This window comes from Xanthomonas translucens pv. undulosa, from assembly GCF_017301775.1.
GTDB lineage: Bacteria > Pseudomonadota > Gammaproteobacteria > Xanthomonadales > Xanthomonadaceae > Xanthomonas_A > Xanthomonas_A translucens.
The window spans coordinates 170,831-185,824 of the sequence record NZ_CP063993.1 but is presented as its reverse complement, the minus strand read 5'-3'; the positions used below and the strand labels follow the sequence as shown (position 1 = coordinate 185,824).

The window sequence follows — 14,994 nt, the reverse complement described above, 5'->3', positions numbered from 1 at the left end:
TTACAAGCCCAGCGCCTTGGCCTTGGCCGCGTCGTAGTCGCTTTGGGTGATCAGGCCGAGGTCCAGCATCTCCTTGGCCTTCTTCAGCTTGGCGACCGCGTCGTCGGCGGCCGGCGCGGCGGGCGCGACCGGCTGCTGCAGACTGCCCACGCAGCCGACCATGCCCGTGGCCATGCCGACCCCGACCAGACCCGCGGCGCCGCCATGCTCGCCCGCCGACTGGATGCCCTGGGCGACGCTCGCCTGCAGGTTGGAATTGCCGCGCGCACCGGCCAGCGCGTCGGCGCGTTGCACGGTCTTGAGCAGTTCGCGCGTGTTCGCGTCGTACTCGATCGAGACGATCGCGGTCTTGACGATGGCCAGGCCGCGCTCGGAGCGCCATTGGTACGCTTGCTCGACCGCAGCGGACAGGCTCGTGGCGAAGCCGAGCGAATCCTGCTGCAGCTTGGTGATGCGGTTGCCCTTGCCCGGGTCGTTGGTGTACAGGCTGAAGGCCGGCGCCAGCGAACCGATCACCTCGTTGAACACCTGGTTGGCGGCGGCGTTGTCGAGATCCGTGAAGTCGAACACCTGGCCCGGCTGCAGATAGCGCGCCGGCACGAAGTTTTTCACGAACAGGATCGGATCGACGATCTTCAGCGTATATGCGCCGCGCGTCACCGCGCCGACCTGGGTGCCGAGGAAACCGTCGTCCCAATAGATCTCGGACTGCGTGCCGAAGCGATTGTCGGGCAGCTCCTTCAGCGAGACGAAGAATGCGGCTTGCTGCGAACCCGGCTGGCCGCCGAACTTGAAGCGCTCCCAGCTCTGCCGGATGAGCGGCGCGACCAGGCCGTCGCCAGCGAAGATCGACTGCGCATTAGGATCCTCGGAGCGCCATTCGTAACCACCCGGCTCGGCGACGAAGCCGGTGATCGCACCGTCCTGGAGCAGCAGCAGCCCATAGCCTTCGGGCACCACGATCTTCGACCCGTTGCTGATGATGTTCGACGACGCGCCGGTGTTTGAGCCACGACCCGCATTGGTGCCGTGCGGCACCGCGGCGAACAGCGCAGCTGTCGCCGGCAGGCCGACCGGAACGGTGTAGAAGTCTTTCCACTGATCGGCGAGAACGCCGCCGACCGCACCCGCCAACGCCTGTACCAGGCCCATGACAACTCCGTTTGATGCGTGGACGGGCACCATGCCCATCGTGCTGACCGGACTATATCAGCAGTGGGCAGGGCGCGAAGGACGGCGCCGGCCTGGTCCCGGCGTGTCGCTGGCTTCGTGCCGAAGAAGCCAGCGCAGGAAGTGCACGCCGAAAGACAACACCCCGCAGGAGCGGGGCCTTGTTCGGCTTGCATGGTTTCAAGGCGCGGACTGGTGCAGCGCCGGTAGCAGCAGCCTTACGGCAGATTGCACTTGAGCTTGCCATCCACGTAATAGGGCTTGGGGACATCCGGGTTCTGGCTGGTCTTCTCGAACACCACCTCGAACGAGTCCAGATCCGGCGTGCCTTTGCGCGACGTGCAAGCATCCTGCAGCTTCTTCTTTACCGCGGCAATGCCGGCGTCGCGATTGGCCCCATCCGCACTGTTGGTCAAATTGACGACCTCCGCGGATGCCAGCGGGCTCAGGCCGAGCAGGCATCCGGCGAACACGAGTATGTGCAGCTTCTTCATAGAATCTCCTTTGCGATGTCGATGTCCGTTGGCGGCCGGCGACGTGCTCTGTACGTCACGGATATGCGTGAGGGCGTGGCAGGCGTGGTTCGGCGCGTCGGTAGCATAGGACGAGGAGGTTAAGGCTTCGTGGGGAGGAGAATCCGCTCCCTCGGCTTGGCCTGGATATCGAGCGCAAGCGGCGTCCACGTCGCGTTTCGATCTGCGCGACAGCCCGTTTTTCTGCACTGGGATGAAATAGTTTTTTGGCCTGCATGCACCCTATGTGACTTGCTCGGAGGATCTTGCACTTGGACATTGAGCGCCAACTTGGCGCTTGTTAGGGTGCATTGCCCGACTGTGCAACTGCCGCTTTGTGCGCAGATGCTCACGCTACAGGAGAGCTTATGAAAGAGAGCGATGGCAACAGCTACCCGTTGCGCACTGATGCAGCGCCTGCCAGCGAATCTGCCGGGATCGACAGGCGGCGCTTCCTCGGCCTGGGGTCGGCGGCCGTGGTGGCCGGGATCACGGGCCTGCCAGCGCGCGCGGCGGCGCCTGTGATCGGCGAGATGCGCGCCACCTGGGTCACCAGCGTGTTCAATCTCGACTGGCCAAGCGCGGCGTCTACCCGGATCGCCGACCCTGCCGAACGCGTGCGGGTTCAGCAGCAGGAGTTGCTGGACATCATCGAGCAGGCGACGGCGCTGCATTTGAACACGCTGGTCTTTCAGGTCAAGCCCTGTGCCGATGCGCTGTATCGTTCGCGCATCCTGCCGTGGTCGTCAGTCTTGACCGGCGTGCTCGGACAAGACCCCGGCTTTGACCCGCTTGCCTTTCTGCTTGCGCACGCGCACGCGCGCGGCCTGAAGGTTCATGCCTGGCTCAATCCGTACCGGGTGTCGACCGGCCTGGATCAGTCCACGCTGGACGCGCTCACCACGGTATCGCCCGATTCGCCTGCGAGTGTGTATGTGCGCCACCCCGACTGGGTCGGCGTTGCGGCAAACCGGTTAACCCTTGATCCAGGAATCCCGGCCGTGCGCCGCTGGATCTGCGAGGTGGTGGCGGAACTGGTGATCTGCTATCGCGTGGACGGCGTGCAGTTCGATGACTACTTCTATACAGAATCCCTGCAATCGCCACTCGACGACACACAAACCTACGCAACGTATGGAGCGGGATTCGCCGACAAAGGCGATTGGCGCCGCAACAATACCTATCGATTGATGCGCGATGTGGCCAGAACCATCCGCGTGATCAGGCCCGGCGTGGCCTTCGGCGTCAGCCCGGCCGGCGTATGGCGCAACCATCAGGACGATCCACTTGGATCGGACACCGAGGCGGGCGCTCCCGCGTTCGATAGCGCGTACGCCGATACACGTCGTTGGGTCCGCGAAGAGATCGTCGACTACATCGTGCCGCAGATCTACTGGCCGCTTGCACGCACGGCGGTGCGCTACGACACGATCGCCCGCTGGTGGGCCGAGACCGTGCGCGGCTATCGCGTGCAGTTGTATATCGGCATGGCCTTGTACAAGGTCGGCATCGCCAATCCGCTGGAGCCGGATTGGACCGTGGAGGGCGGGGTGCCGGAGATCGCCAGGCAATTGGACGTGAATGCATCGTTGCCGCAAGTGCACGGATGCATGTTGTTTCGCCAAGGCTTCCTGGCTGCTCCACAGACCCAGCAGGTAGTGGAGTATCTGAGGCTGCGTTGGCAAGCGCCTTAGCCCAGTACGGAGAACATCTTGTCTGTTGCTGCAACTCAGGGAACGGGGCGCGGCGCTGGGCGGTCGCGCCGCCACATGAGGGTCGGTAGGGATTTGTGTAAAAAACAGCCAAAAGTGAGCAAATCACCGTCAGAAAAGAATTTTTCACGAATTCCTGCCGACCCTCGAGATCGAAATCAGCAACCAATGCGCCAAGCTGATCGCAGCCCATCTGGTCCACTGAGCGTAGTACGCGAAACCCTTCGAGCAGCAGCGAAACCCAGATGACCCGGTGCGCAGCCGCAGCGCTAAATCAGAAAGTCCCGCATCGTGATGTCATCGCCCGACCATAGCCAGGACGAGATCGAGTCGCAGCTTCTCAGCACACCGCGCGGTCAAGGAGTCCACTACATCCACATTGATGACTTGACCAACCAAGAACGCGAGCAGATCCGCCACAGACGTTTCAGTTGATCGCCTTTGCAAGGTCTGCGACTGGTCTTGCCACCAACGGCCCAGCCGATGCGCTGGGCTTTTTGCTGGACAGGTCTACGCGATCAGGCGCGCTCATGTGCCACCAACAGCCGCGACGCTGGGGTGCTCGCTGGCGCGTATTGAGGGTCGGCTTCGGTTTATCCGCCATAGGCGAGCTGGGCCAGGTCATTGAAGATCCACTTCCTGCAGCAGTGGTATGCGTTGAGCGACCCGGCGATCAGGGGGTAACGATGTCGGCCCATCCCGGCGCCGATCGAGCTACGAGAGTACTTATGAGCAAGCGCAAGCTGCCGTACCTTCACGAACCAAACTCACTGCGCCAGGGCCAGTAGGCCTGGCACTTCGCGCGCGCGTTGGCGTAAAACGACGAGGCGGACGTTGTGACCGAGCCTGGAGAGCTCGACGCCCTCCTTTCGCATGTTATCCGCGTGCCGACAGCACCGCATGCGACAGGATCTCCAGGCCCTCGTGCAGCAACGCATCGGGCGTGGTCAATGGGGCCATGACTTTCAGCACCTCGCCGCGCGACCCTGCGGTTTCGATCAACAGTCCGTTGCGGAATGCGTGTGCGCTTGCGGAGGCAGCACGTTCGCGCGTGCGCAGATCGAGCCCCATGAACATGCCGCGTCCCTTGAGCCGTGCTTCCGGCACGTGCTCCGCCATGCGTGTCAGCGCCTGGGCCACGATCTGGCCACGCCTGTCGATCTGCGTGCAGAGCGCATCGTCTGTCCAGAATTTGCGAAGCGCCACGGTCGCGGTGAGCATGGCATGGTTGTTGCCGCGGAAGGTGCCGGTGTGTTCTCCGGGAAGCCAGCTGTCGTGCTCGGGAGCCACCAACAACAGCGAAAACGGCAAGCCGAGGCCTGACAATGATTGCGCATCGAACAGCTCACTGCCCGCACCGCGGACGAATAGTACGTCGAACGCGCGGCAATAGCTGCGCACATTGGATTCATGGTGCTGAAACAGTTGGCGAGGGTCGTTCATATCGGTCTCGATTCGTGACAGCAGCATCCCGCCCCAGCAAGGCCGGATGCGTCGATCCCGCATCCGTCCTGCCTGCCCGATGCTGAAGGCGAGCGACGTTGTGGGGCACGTCGCATCCACCAGCGGCCAACGGTTGCCGTACGCCGCGCCAGGCGCTGGCTGCCAAGCGGTGGATGTCGGCCTTTTTACGGCGATGCTCGGCCGGCATCTTGACTGGCCGTGACGCGCGTTTGTCTGCGGCGTAGCCGGTTGGCCTGCTGCGATGCATGGGTATGTGCGCCGTATTGTGGTCATCTGCGCGCGTTAGGCTCGCACGATGCAGACCCTGACCTGCCTGGACGATATTCAAGCCTTGGCGCGTAGCCGAGTGCCGCGCATGTTCTACGACTATGCGACCGCCGGTAGCTGGTCGCAATCGACAGTGCAGGCCAATCGCCGCGATTTCGATGCGCTTGCACTGCGCCAGCGTATCGGTTGCGATGTTTCGCTGCGCAGCACGGCCACGCTCATGCTCGGGCAGCCGGTGGCGATGCCGGTCGCGCTGGCGCCGACCGGACTGGCTGGCCTGATCCGCGCCGATGGCGAGATTCTCGGTGCGCGCGCGGCCGAGGCGTTTGGCGTGCCGTTCGTCTTGTCGACGATGAGCATCTGCTCGCTGGAGCAGGTCTGCGCAAGTGTGCGCCAGCCTTGCTGGTTTCAGCTCTATCCGCTGCGTGATCGGGGCATCGTCGCGGCGTTGATCGAGCGTGCCACCGTTGCCGGTTGCAGCACGTTGATGGTGACGATGGATGTGCCGTTCCTGGGCCAGCGCCATGCCGACCTTCGCAATGGGCTGAGCGTGCCACCTCGCTTGCGGCCTGCTGTGCTGCTGGATTTCCTCAGCCATCCGCGCTGGGCACTGGGAATGTTGCGCACGCGCCGCCGTTGCTTCGGCAATCTGCTTGAGTACGCGCCTGATCGAGGCGATCTGCAGACGCTTGCGGAGTGGACCGCTCGCCAGTTCGACGCCAGTCTGGGATGGGACGACCTGGCCTGGATCAGAAGCCGCTGGGGTGGGATGCTGGTGGTGAAGGGCGTGCTCGATGCGGAAGATGCGCGGCAGGCGTTGGCGGCCGGCGCCGACGCGTTGGTGGTCAGCAATCACGGAGGACGACAACTGGATGGGGCCGTTTCGAGTCTTCGCGCCCTGCCTGCGATCGCCGAGCTCGCTGCCGGCCGCGCCGAGGTCCACATGGACAGCGGCATCCGTTGTGGCCAGGACGTGCTCAAGGCGCTGGCGCTCGGGGCGTGCGGTACTTATATCGGCCGTGCGTGGCTGTATGGGCTCGGGGCGCTGGGCGAGCAGGGCGTGGCGCGGGTGTTGACGTTGATCCAGCGTGAACTGGAATTGACGATGGCCTTGTGCGGACGGACCCGGATCGCAGAGATCGCTCGCTCGGTCGTCCTGGATTGATTGCATTCGGCGCAGCGCTGTCAGCTGGTGGACGCCCAGGAACCGCGTCTTCACCACGGTAATGGAGATCGCTTGGCGGGTCTGCTCGCGTTGTGCCTGCGTTGCGCGAATGCGCATTACCGGGCAACGGGGGGCTCAGGGATCTATTACGGAAGGCTGGGCGCCAACTGGCGCAGGCCATTGTCCGCATGCAGTCGATGGCGCACGAATCGCGCGAACCGCGCGATGCCTTCGGCGATCCGGTCGGTCGCCACGTTGCTATAGGCAAGGCGTACTTGCTGGCGGCAACTGCCATCGATCGCGAAGAAGCACAGCGGCATCACCAGCACGCCGCATTCGCGCGCGCAACACGCGGCTTCTTCGGCGGCGAACACGAACGGCAGCGTGACCACCAGGAAGAAACCGCCTGCCGGAACGTTCCAATGGATCTGCGGGGTCATGTCGCCCAGTTCGTGCGCCAGGCATTCCAGCATGCGGTCGCGATTGCGCCGGTATAGGACACGCGGGGCCTCGATCAAGGCCGCCAGGCTGCCGCCGTGTTCGAGCAGCACGCCGCCGACGATGGCTTGGGTGACCTGACTGGTGTTGAGCGTTCCGAAACTCTTGCGCCGTATCAGCGCCTGGTGCATGGCGCCCGCCGCTGCCGCACTGCCGAATAGCGTCGGCGGCAGCAGCAGGAAGCCCACGCGCAGGCCTGGGCACAGCGTCTTGGAGTAGGTGCCCAGATAGATGACGCAACCATGGCTGTCCAATGCGCGCATCGTGGGTACGCGTTCTGCCTCGAACGCAAACAGCCCGTAGGGATTGTCTTCCAGGATGAGGATGCCGTGCGCGGCGCACAGCGCCATGATCGCTTCGCGCTGAGCGTATGGCAGTACCGTTCCGGTGGGGTTGTCGAAATCCGGCACCAGATAGAGCAGGCGTGCGCGCTGCCCGGCAGCGTTCAGTGCGGCCAGCGTCTCGGCCAGTGCCTCGGCGTCGGCGCGGCCGCCGCGATTGAACGCGGTAATGGCAATGCCGTGGCTGTCGGCGACTCCGGTGATGCCGATATAGGTAGGGTTGCGTACCAGCACAACATCGTTCGGCTGTCGGCACAATTCGGTGACGCACAAGTGCAGCGCTTCCTGGCAACCCGCCGTGATCAGCATGCGATCGGTGCTGGCCGGTACGCCTTCGTCCACGGCCAGCTGGGCCACCACCAGATCTTCAACGATGCCCTGGGTGGTTCCGTACTGCGCGATCAGATCTAGCGCACCTGCCTGGCTGATGGGGTGACGCTGCGCCAAGTGCGCGGCGAAGCGCGGGACAGCACGCATCCAGGCCTGTAGATCGAAGCAGCTGTCGGTTGGACGTCCTGAAACGAACGAGATGGCGTTGGGGTGTCGGGACGACACCTCGTTGAGAAAGTTCATCACCTTCAGACGATCGCCGGCCGCTTGGGAGGCGTTTGTGTTTGGCATCGGCTGGCTCATGAAGTGCGAGATGTTCGGTCAATAGGCGCCACTGCGCTCCAATTGCGCGAAGAGCTCGTTGACCGAGGCATCCTGAAAGCCGACTTCGCCGCTGCGCTCGATGAATTCGAAGCTCAGTCCAGTGACCTCGTCGCGTTTGGAGAAGGTCTGCCGCAGCCCCTGGCCTTCGATTACGTTGGTGTCGAAGGCCAGGCCGCGTTCGCGCAGGTGCTTGGCGGCCGCATGGGCATCGTCGACACGCAGCGCGATATGGGCGACGCCCACGCCGTGATTCTCGATCAGTCGCGACACCTGCGATTGCGGTTCGGTGCCTTGGCACAGCACGAACATGAGGTCGCCATGCTGCATCTCAGCCGAAAGCATGCCGGTTGTCTTGCCGCTGATGTGGCGTCGCCCGGTCAATACAAAGCCGAGTTGGTCGCGGAACAGCGTGATCGCTGCTTCAAGATCGTTGACCGCCAGTGCGATGTGATCGATCTTGTGGTAACGCGGCGCAGTATCGGGTTGTTGAATACTCTTGGTCATCGAACGCTCCGTATGTCATCGGGAAAGGCGCTGCGTTGCCGACGACAGTGGCATCTTGGCCAGCCCGTATGCGTTGACGTCGAAGCTGAGTCGTTCTGCATCGGCGCAGGCGTGGAGAAGAATTCAGGTGCATGCGGTGCTCAGAAGCAAGCATCCAGGATGATCCGCAATTAAGAAAAGGCTGTGACATGCAGGCGACCATGCGGTGAATCCGAAGCGGCGGTTCGCTATTTCCGTATGGATTAACGTTGGATTTATAAAAAATAATTCATCTTTATATATTTGCGAATGCCGTGGAATTCGTCGCATTTCCATTACATGACATCCGCATTCAAACCGAAAATTTAATTTGGATAAATTTCATTTCTACAAATCAATGACGAATTTTTACGAACCTGTCACGAAAAGGACGCAGTGCCTGCCTAGCATGCCGGCGCCACAACCTGATTCCTGAGGGCCGGATGGAATGAATAAGTCACACCGAGCACAAATGGAAATTTCACGTTGCGCACCGGATGTGCAGTCTGCGTCATCGTTGGATATAGTGAATGCGTTTTCCACCTCGCACGTTCACCCTGGCGAGCGTGTGCTGCGCTGGCTCGAGTGGATGGCACGCTCGGTCGGTGCGGATGTTGACGACACGCCCGGGCGGCACACGTTTTCCTTCGATGCCGCGCAATCGGCGTTCCAGGGTTCCGTCACCCGATTACGCCTGGGCGCCTTGCATGTTTCCAAGGTGTCGGCCAGCGGACACGCGCTGGAATTCACGTTCGGCGGCAATGCCGAACGTCATCCCCGCATCCTGATCGCGCTGCAATCAAAGGGCACCAGCGAGTTCGTGCACGATGGCGTGCCGTTGCGGTTGCGGGCCGGCGAGATGGTGGTGCTGCCGATCCAGCGCGCGTTGCGCATCGTCAATCAATCCAGTGTCGAACAACATTTCATCTGGTTCGAGAAGCCGCGGCATGCGATCAGGATGATGGATGGCGTCGTCTCACATCGGCGTTGTAGGCCGGCGCCGATGCAGCGTCTGGCATGCAGTTTCGTCGAACGCCTATTCAATGAGCCAGATCTTTGCAATCCGGAGAGCGGGCAATTCTTTGCGCAGGCGATGATCAAACTGCTGGAGCTGGCGTTCAAGGAGGCCGCCGTGGCGAAGCCTCAGGCGGAACCCAACCGGCCCTCGCGCGAGATGGTGTTGCAGTTCGTCGAGCGCAATCTGCGTGACCCGAAGCTGTCTCCGGACACCATCTCGCGTGCGCTCGGGTGGAGCAAGCGCACGGTTTACCGCGCATTCAAGGGCGGCAACGGCGAGAGTTTGAACGGTTACCTGTGGCGGCGGCGAATCGAACAATGTGCGCAGGAGCTGCGTGGTTCCAGTAATTTGAGTATTACGGGAATCGCCTATTCTTTCGGTTTCAGCAGTTGCCCGCATTTCAGTCGTCTATTCAAGCAGCAAATGGGGGCGTCGCCGCTGCGGTATCGCCGTGGCGATTATTGATCGGCGCACGAATCACGGTCGATAGCGAATAAAGCTGCTCACGACCAGATTGCCCGATGCGCAATCTGGTCGCGAGCAGCGACCGTTGCGTGGCCGCCACATTCCGCAAGTGCGCATTGTTCGGGCCGGCATTGCACTAGTTCGACGTCGCGGCATACCAGGTGCATCCTGCGGCCGCGTTGACGGAAAGCGCGTGGGGCAGGCGTTGCCGTCGAGCTGGGCTGCGCTTAACGGCGGACACGGGCGTACGCGGATCGAACCGGCTCATGCGAAGTAGTCCTCGCGGTCGCTGGTCGTGATCATGTCGTCGCTGTGCATCTCGGTGGCGTCCAGCAGGACCGCGAGCGCGGCCACGCTGGAATGGGCGAATAGTTGCGAAACGGCGATGCGTCGCTGCAGCTGCGACTCGATGCGTGCGATCAGTTGCACCGCCAGCAGTGAATGACCGCCGACCTCGAAGAAATCGTCGTGGCGGCCTATCGTCTCCAGGCCGAGCAGCTCGCACCATAGGCGCGCCAAGGCCTGCTCGCTCGCGCCTTGCGCCGCTTCGCCGCTGCGCGCCTGGCCGGCGTCGCTCGGCAATGCGTTGCGGTCGAGCTTGCCGTTGGCCGTGAGCGGCAGCCGTGGCAGCGGGATGTAGGCGGCCGGTTGCATGTAGTCGGGCAATCGGTCGATCAGCCAGGGGCGCAGGCGCTGGCACAGCGTGGTTTCTTCGGCTGCGGCGTCCGCGACGATGTACGCCAGCAGGCGCGGTTGATTGGCAAGATCGAGCTGGACATGCACGACCGCCTGCGCCACCTGCGGGTGGGTGCCGAGCACGGCCTCGATCTCGCCCGGCTCGATGCGGAAGCCACGCAACTTCAGTTGCGCGTCGGCGCGCCCGAGGAAATCCAGGCTGCCGTCTTCCCGCCAGCGGGCCAGGTCGCCGGTGCGATACATGCGCTCGCCGGGTGCGGTGGCATGCGGATCCGGCACGAACCGTTCGGCGGTCGCGTCGGGGCGCCCGACGTAGCCCTGGGCCAGGCCGGCACCGGCCAGATGCAGTTCGCCGGGAATGCCGATGGGCACCGGCTTGCCGCGGGCGTCGAGCAGGCGCACCTGCATGTCGCGGATCGGCTGCCCGATCGGAACACGCCGATCCGGCGGTGGCTGGCGCAGGGCGAGGGTGGTGGCGAACTGGGTGGTCTCGGTCGGTCCGTAGGTCTGCAGCACTTGCTCCGGCGCCTCGGCAGAACCCAGTAGCAGGGACAGCGCATGCGGATCGGCGACATCGCCGCCGGTGATCAGATACCGCAATCTGGGCAGGGAGGTTGACAGTTGCGGTGCGTACGCCCGCAGCGCGCCGGCCACCAGGATCAGGACGCTGATCGCTTGCGTGCGGACGAAGCTCGCCAATGCGCTGGGATCGAGCACCACCGCCTGCGGCACCACCACCACGCAGGCACCGCACAGCAGCGGCGCCCAGACTTCCAGGGTGGTGGAGTCGAACGCCGGGTTCGAGGCGAAGGCGAAGCGGTCCTGCGCTTTCCAATCGGCGTAGTCCGGCGCGGCGACGAGATTGAGAATGCCGCGATGGGTGATGGCCACGCCCTTGGGCACACCGCTGGAGCCGGAGGTGTACATGACGTAGGCAGGTGCGTTGCCCGGCACCGCCGCAGCAGAGAACCGCTCCGCTGTGGCGGTCGGCGCATGCACGTCGACCGCCAGGCAGTGCAGTGCGCCGGCCCAGGCCGGACGTGCCTGTGGCGGATGCAGCAGCGCGGCGGCGCGGCAATCCTCCACCAATTGCGCCAGGCGCAGGGCGGGCTGTTGCGGTTCCAGCGGCAGGTAGGCGGCACCCAACTTGAGGATGGCCAACTGCGCGATCACCAGGGCGGCACTGCGCGGCAATACCGTCGCCACCGTGGCGCCGGCGCCGACGCCGGCAGCACGTAGCTGCTGCGCCAAGGCGTCCGAGCGCGCATCCAGATCGGCGTAGTCCAGCTGCAGCGTCCCGTCGCAGACGGCGGGCGCAGCGGGCGTGCGTTGCGCCTGTTGCGCAAAGGCCGCATGCACGCTGGCCGGCAGCGGTTGCACCGTTTCGCAGGGCGGGGCGTGCGTCGGCTGCTGCTGCTGCGCCGGGGTGTGCAGCGGCAGGTCGTCTGCCACCTGGACGACGCCGCGATCTCGCCGAGTTCGATACGGAAGCCGCGTAGCTTGACCTCGTCGTCGTTGCGGCCGAGGAAGTCCAATGTGCCGTCGGCACGCGAGCAGGCCAGGTCGCCGCTGCGGTACATGCGTTGGCCGGGTTGTTCTGCGAACGGATCGGGAACGAAGCGTTCGGCGGTCAGGTCGGGGCGTCCGAGGTAGCCGCGGGCGAGCTGCGGGCCGGCGGTATGCAGCTGCCCGGCGACGCCGATCGGGGCCAGCTGATCGTGCGCATCGAGCACGTGGATGCGCAGATGCTCAATCGGTTTGCCAATCGGCACGCGGCCGCTAGGGTGCAGTGTGTCTTCGCTGGTGGTGTCGTGGACCACGCAGCCGACCACGGTTTCGGTAGGGCCATATTCGTTGATGATCCGCGTGTGTGGGGTCAGGGTCTGCCAGCGTGCGAGTGTTGCTGCGGGCAAGGCTTCGCCGCCGATCACCATCACTGCCGGGCTGAGCGGTCCTGGATGATCGGCCAGTTGCTGTCCGAGCGCTTCCAGATGGGCCGGGGTGAGTTTGACCAAGCCCAGCGGGGTGGGATCGCACAGGCGCTGGCGCAAGGCGTCGAGCGTATCGTGCTCTGGTAGCAGTTCGACCCGTGCGCCACACAGCAGCGGCGCCAGCAGGCTGGTCAGCGTGGCATCGAAGGCCAACGAGGAAGACACCACCGCGCTGGGGAACGGACGATAGGTGGCGATGGCCCATTGCAGGTAATGGGCGGCACTTGCGTGAGTGAGCAACGTGCCCTTGGGCTGGCCGGTGGAGCCGGAGGTGTAGATGACATAGGCCAGGTTGTCCGGGCATAGCCCGGGGACGGTCGGTGCGCCGGGGTCGTGCCGATCCGCATCGGCATCCAGATCCAAGGTCAGCACGCTGATGCTTGGCATGGCACTGCCGATGGACTGAAGCCGCTCTCGCAGTTCGCGACAGGTCAGCACCACGCGCGGGCGACTGTCGGTGAGCAGGAAGGCCAGGCGTTCGCTGGGCCTCGAGCGTGGCCGAGTCGAAGGCCGGGTTGGAGGCGAAGGCGACGCGGTCGCTGGCCTGCAGACGGGCCGGTCCGTCCTGCACGACAAGGTTGAGCACGGCGCCATGCGACACCGTCACGCCCTTGGGCAAGCCGGTGGAGCCGGAGGTGTACATCACGTAGGCCGGCGCGAGCGGATGGGTGACCACCTGCTGCAGGGTCGCTGGCGCATCGAGCGCCAACTGATCCGGATCCAGGCAAAGCAGCTCCGGAACGTCTAGCAGCGGCGTCTGCGCATGCATCAGGGCCAGCCGAGCACGACAGTCGCGCAGCAACTGGCCGAGACGTTCGGTGGGCTGCTCCGGATCCATCGGCACATAGCAGGCGCCGCACCTGAGCACGGCCAGTTGCGCGATGACCAGACTGGCCGAGCGCGGCAACAGCAGCGCCACCGGCTGGCCGGGCTGCAGTCCCTGCCGTTGCAGGTGTTCGGCCAGACAAGCGGCGCGGTTCCACACCTGCGCATAGCTGAGGTTGAGATCGCCATCGATCAGCGCAGTTGCCTGGGGAGCGCGCTGGACCTGGGCCAGCAGGCCCTGGATCAGGGTCGCGACTGGCGGCAGCGGCGCTTCGGTGGCGTTGAAGCCGTGCAGCAGCTGATCGCGTTGCTGCTGCGGCAGCCAGGGCAACTGCGCCAAGCGCGGATTGGCGTCCGTGCCGATGGCCTGCAGCAACTGCAGCAACTGCGCGACGTGGCGTTGCATGCTGTCGCCGTCGAACAGTGCGGTGGCATAAGCGAGACGCCCGCCGAGCGTGTCGCCGTGATGCTGCATGGACAAGGCGAGATCGAATTCGGCGCTGTCCTGGCCTCTGCGCAGCGGTGCGACCTCCAGACCGGGCAAGGTCAACGACTGGTCTTGCTGCATCGCATCCAGACCGAACATCACCTGGTAGATCGGGGTATGGCCGAGCGCGCGAGGCGGCTGCACGACCTCGACGACCCGCTCGAACGGCAGGTCCTGGTGGTCCTGCGCGCTCAACACCGCATCGCGCACCTGCTGCAGCCAGTCGCTCAGCGTGGCCTGCGCAGGCACCTGGAAGCGCAGCGCCACGGTGTTGACGAACAGGCCGATCAAGGGCTCCATCTCGCTGCGCGTGCGGCCGGCGACGGCGGTGCCGATGACCAGATCCGCTTCGCCGCTGAGCCGCGACAGCAGCAGCGCCCACGCCGCCAGCAGCATGCTGAACAGCGAGCAGCGATGCGATCGGGCCAACGCCAGCAATCCCTGTGTCACCGGTTCCGGCAGCACGAACTCGACGCTGGCGCCGGCATAGTCCTGCAGCGCGGGGCGCGGATGATCCCGCGGCAGCGGCAGCAGCGTCGGCGCGCCGCCTAGCTGGGTCTTCCAGTAGCTGAGGTGTCGTTGCACGGCATCGCTGCCGAGTCGCTTGTGTTGCCAGATCGCATAATCGGCGTATTGCACCGGCAACGGTGGCAATGGATCGGGATGTCCGCACAGAAATGCGGCATACAGCGTGCCGAGCTCCTTGAGCAGCACGCCCATCGACCAGGCATCGGACACCAGATGGTGCATCGTCACCAGCAGCACGTGCTGCTGGTCGTCCAGACGCAGCAAATGCCCGCGGATCAGCGGGCCGTGCGCGAGATCGAACGGCCGGCCCGCCTCGTCGCGCGCGCATGCGTCGACGCATGCGGCCGACTGTGCGTGGCCGCCCAGATCCGTCCGCTGCAGGGGGAATCCGGCTACTTCGAGAATGCGTTGCCTGACCTGGCCTTGCACCTCGACCAGACAGGTGCGCAGCACTTCGTGTCGCTCCACGATCCGGTCCAGCGCGGCGTGCAAGGCGTCTTCGTCGAGGCTGCCGTGCAAGCGCAGTCCGCCCGCCAGGTGATAGGCGGTGCTGCCACGTGGGTCGAGCCTTGCCAGAAACCACAGGCGCTGTTGTGCGAACGAGGCCGGCAACGTCTTCAAAGGTCGATCCATTGAAAAACTCGGGACGCCTGCAATGGGAGTGGCCAGGGGATGCCGC

The 14,994-nt window shown here is 64.4% G+C and carries 9 protein-coding genes and 2 pseudogenes; 3 read left to right on the top strand and 8 right to left on the bottom strand.

Features of this window, described 5'->3' with window-relative positions; genetic code table 11:
- Together ISN38_RS00600 and ISN38_RS00595 are read right to left on the bottom strand one after the other, a co-directional pair.
- Positions 1-1,152, bottom strand: a complete 1,152-nt coding sequence (locus ISN38_RS00600) for an SPFH domain-containing protein (protein WP_058358685.1) — start codon at positions 1,150-1,152, stop codon at positions 1-3.
- A 236-nt stretch (positions 1,153-1,388) separates the two neighbouring features.
- Complete coding sequence (locus ISN38_RS00595; RefSeq protein WP_003470262.1) at positions 1,389-1,664, bottom strand: hypothetical protein; 276 nt, start codon at positions 1,662-1,664, stop codon at positions 1,389-1,391.
- A gap of 386 nt (positions 1,665-2,050) precedes the next feature.
- On the opposite strand from ISN38_RS00595, the gene ISN38_RS00590 reads away from it, so the two are divergent.
- The gene (locus ISN38_RS00590; protein ID WP_003470263.1) at positions 2,051-3,376 is read left to right on the top strand and encodes a glycoside hydrolase family 10-like protein; all 1,326 of its coding nucleotides are present in this window, start codon (positions 2,051-2,053) and stop codon (positions 3,374-3,376) included.
- 894 nt (positions 3,377-4,270) lie between these two features.
- On the opposite strand, the gene ISN38_RS00585 is transcribed toward ISN38_RS00590, so the two are convergent.
- Positions 4,271-4,837 carry an aminotransferase class III-fold pyridoxal phosphate-dependent enzyme gene (locus tag ISN38_RS00585; protein WP_230938570.1) on the bottom strand — a complete coding sequence of 189 codons (567 nt, stop codon included), beginning with the start codon at positions 4,835-4,837 and terminating at the stop codon, positions 4,271-4,273.
- A gap of 316 nt (positions 4,838-5,153) precedes the next feature.
- Between ISN38_RS00585 and ISN38_RS00580 the strand changes: the two genes are divergently transcribed.
- On the top strand, positions 5,154-6,290 hold the full coding sequence (locus ISN38_RS00580) for an alpha-hydroxy acid oxidase (RefSeq protein WP_058358684.1): 1,137 nt from the start codon (positions 5,154-5,156) through the stop codon (positions 6,288-6,290).
- Positions 6,291-6,436: 146 nt separating this feature from the next.
- On the opposite strand, the gene ISN38_RS00575 is transcribed toward ISN38_RS00580, so the two are convergent.
- Both ISN38_RS00575 and ISN38_RS00570 read right to left on the bottom strand, forming a co-directional pair.
- Complete coding sequence (locus ISN38_RS00575; RefSeq protein ID WP_241753972.1) at positions 6,437-7,762, bottom strand: aminotransferase-like domain-containing protein; 1,326 nt, start codon at positions 7,760-7,762, stop codon at positions 6,437-6,439.
- Positions 7,763-7,780: 18 nt separating this feature from the next.
- Positions 7,781-8,287, bottom strand: a complete 507-nt coding sequence (locus tag ISN38_RS00570) for a VOC family protein (RefSeq protein WP_047324911.1) — start codon at positions 8,285-8,287, stop codon at positions 7,781-7,783.
- A gap of 490 nt (positions 8,288-8,777) precedes the next feature.
- On the opposite strand from ISN38_RS00570, the gene ISN38_RS00565 reads away from it, so the two are divergent.
- Entirely contained in the window at positions 8,778-9,788 is a 1,011-nt protein-coding gene (locus ISN38_RS00565) for a helix-turn-helix domain-containing protein (protein WP_230811686.1), read from the top strand.
- A gap of 264 nt (positions 9,789-10,052) precedes the next feature.
- Here ISN38_RS00565 and ISN38_RS00560 read toward each other — a convergent pair whose 3' ends face one another.
- From ISN38_RS00560 to ISN38_RS20740, 3 genes and pseudogenes are all read right to left on the bottom strand, one after another.
- Positions 10,053-11,936 (bottom strand): non-ribosomal peptide synthetase, encoded by a 1,884-nt coding sequence (locus ISN38_RS00560; RefSeq protein ID WP_206712010.1) that lies wholly within the window; start codon positions 11,934-11,936, stop codon positions 10,053-10,055.
- A gap of 65 nt (positions 11,937-12,001) precedes the next feature.
- Positions 12,002-13,069: pseudogene (locus ISN38_RS20745) on the bottom strand (AMP-binding protein); the annotation flags it as partial.
- A gap of 379 nt (positions 13,070-13,448) precedes the next feature.
- Positions 13,449-14,948 (bottom strand): annotated as a pseudogene (locus ISN38_RS20740) (condensation domain-containing protein); the annotation flags it as partial.
- Positions 14,949-14,994 lie beyond the last annotated feature (46 nt).

Coding starts and splice junctions, on each gene's coding strand:
- ISN38_RS00600 (WP_058358685.1), bottom strand. CDS start 1,152: ATGGGCCTGGTACAGGCGTTGGCGGGTGCGGTCGGCGGCGTTCTCGCC.
- ISN38_RS00595 (WP_003470262.1), bottom strand. CDS start 1,664: ATGAAGAAGCTGCACATACTCGTGTTCGCCGGATGCCTGCTCGGCCTG.
- ISN38_RS00590 (WP_003470263.1), top strand. CDS start 2,051: ATGAAAGAGAGCGATGGCAACAGCTACCCGTTGCGCACTGATGCAGCG.
- ISN38_RS00585 (WP_230938570.1), bottom strand. CDS start 4,837: ATGAACGACCCTCGCCAACTGTTTCAGCACCATGAATCCAATGTGCGC.
- ISN38_RS00580 (WP_058358684.1), top strand. CDS start 5,154: ATGCAGACCCTGACCTGCCTGGACGATATTCAAGCCTTGGCGCGTAGC.
- ISN38_RS00575 (WP_241753972.1), bottom strand. CDS start 7,762: ATGAGCCAGCCGATGCCAAACACAAACGCCTCCCAAGCGGCCGGCGAT.
- ISN38_RS00570 (WP_047324911.1), bottom strand. CDS start 8,287: ATGACCAAGAGTATTCAACAACCCGATACTGCGCCGCGTTACCACAAG.
- ISN38_RS00565 (WP_230811686.1), top strand. CDS start 8,778: ATGGAAATTTCACGTTGCGCACCGGATGTGCAGTCTGCGTCATCGTTG.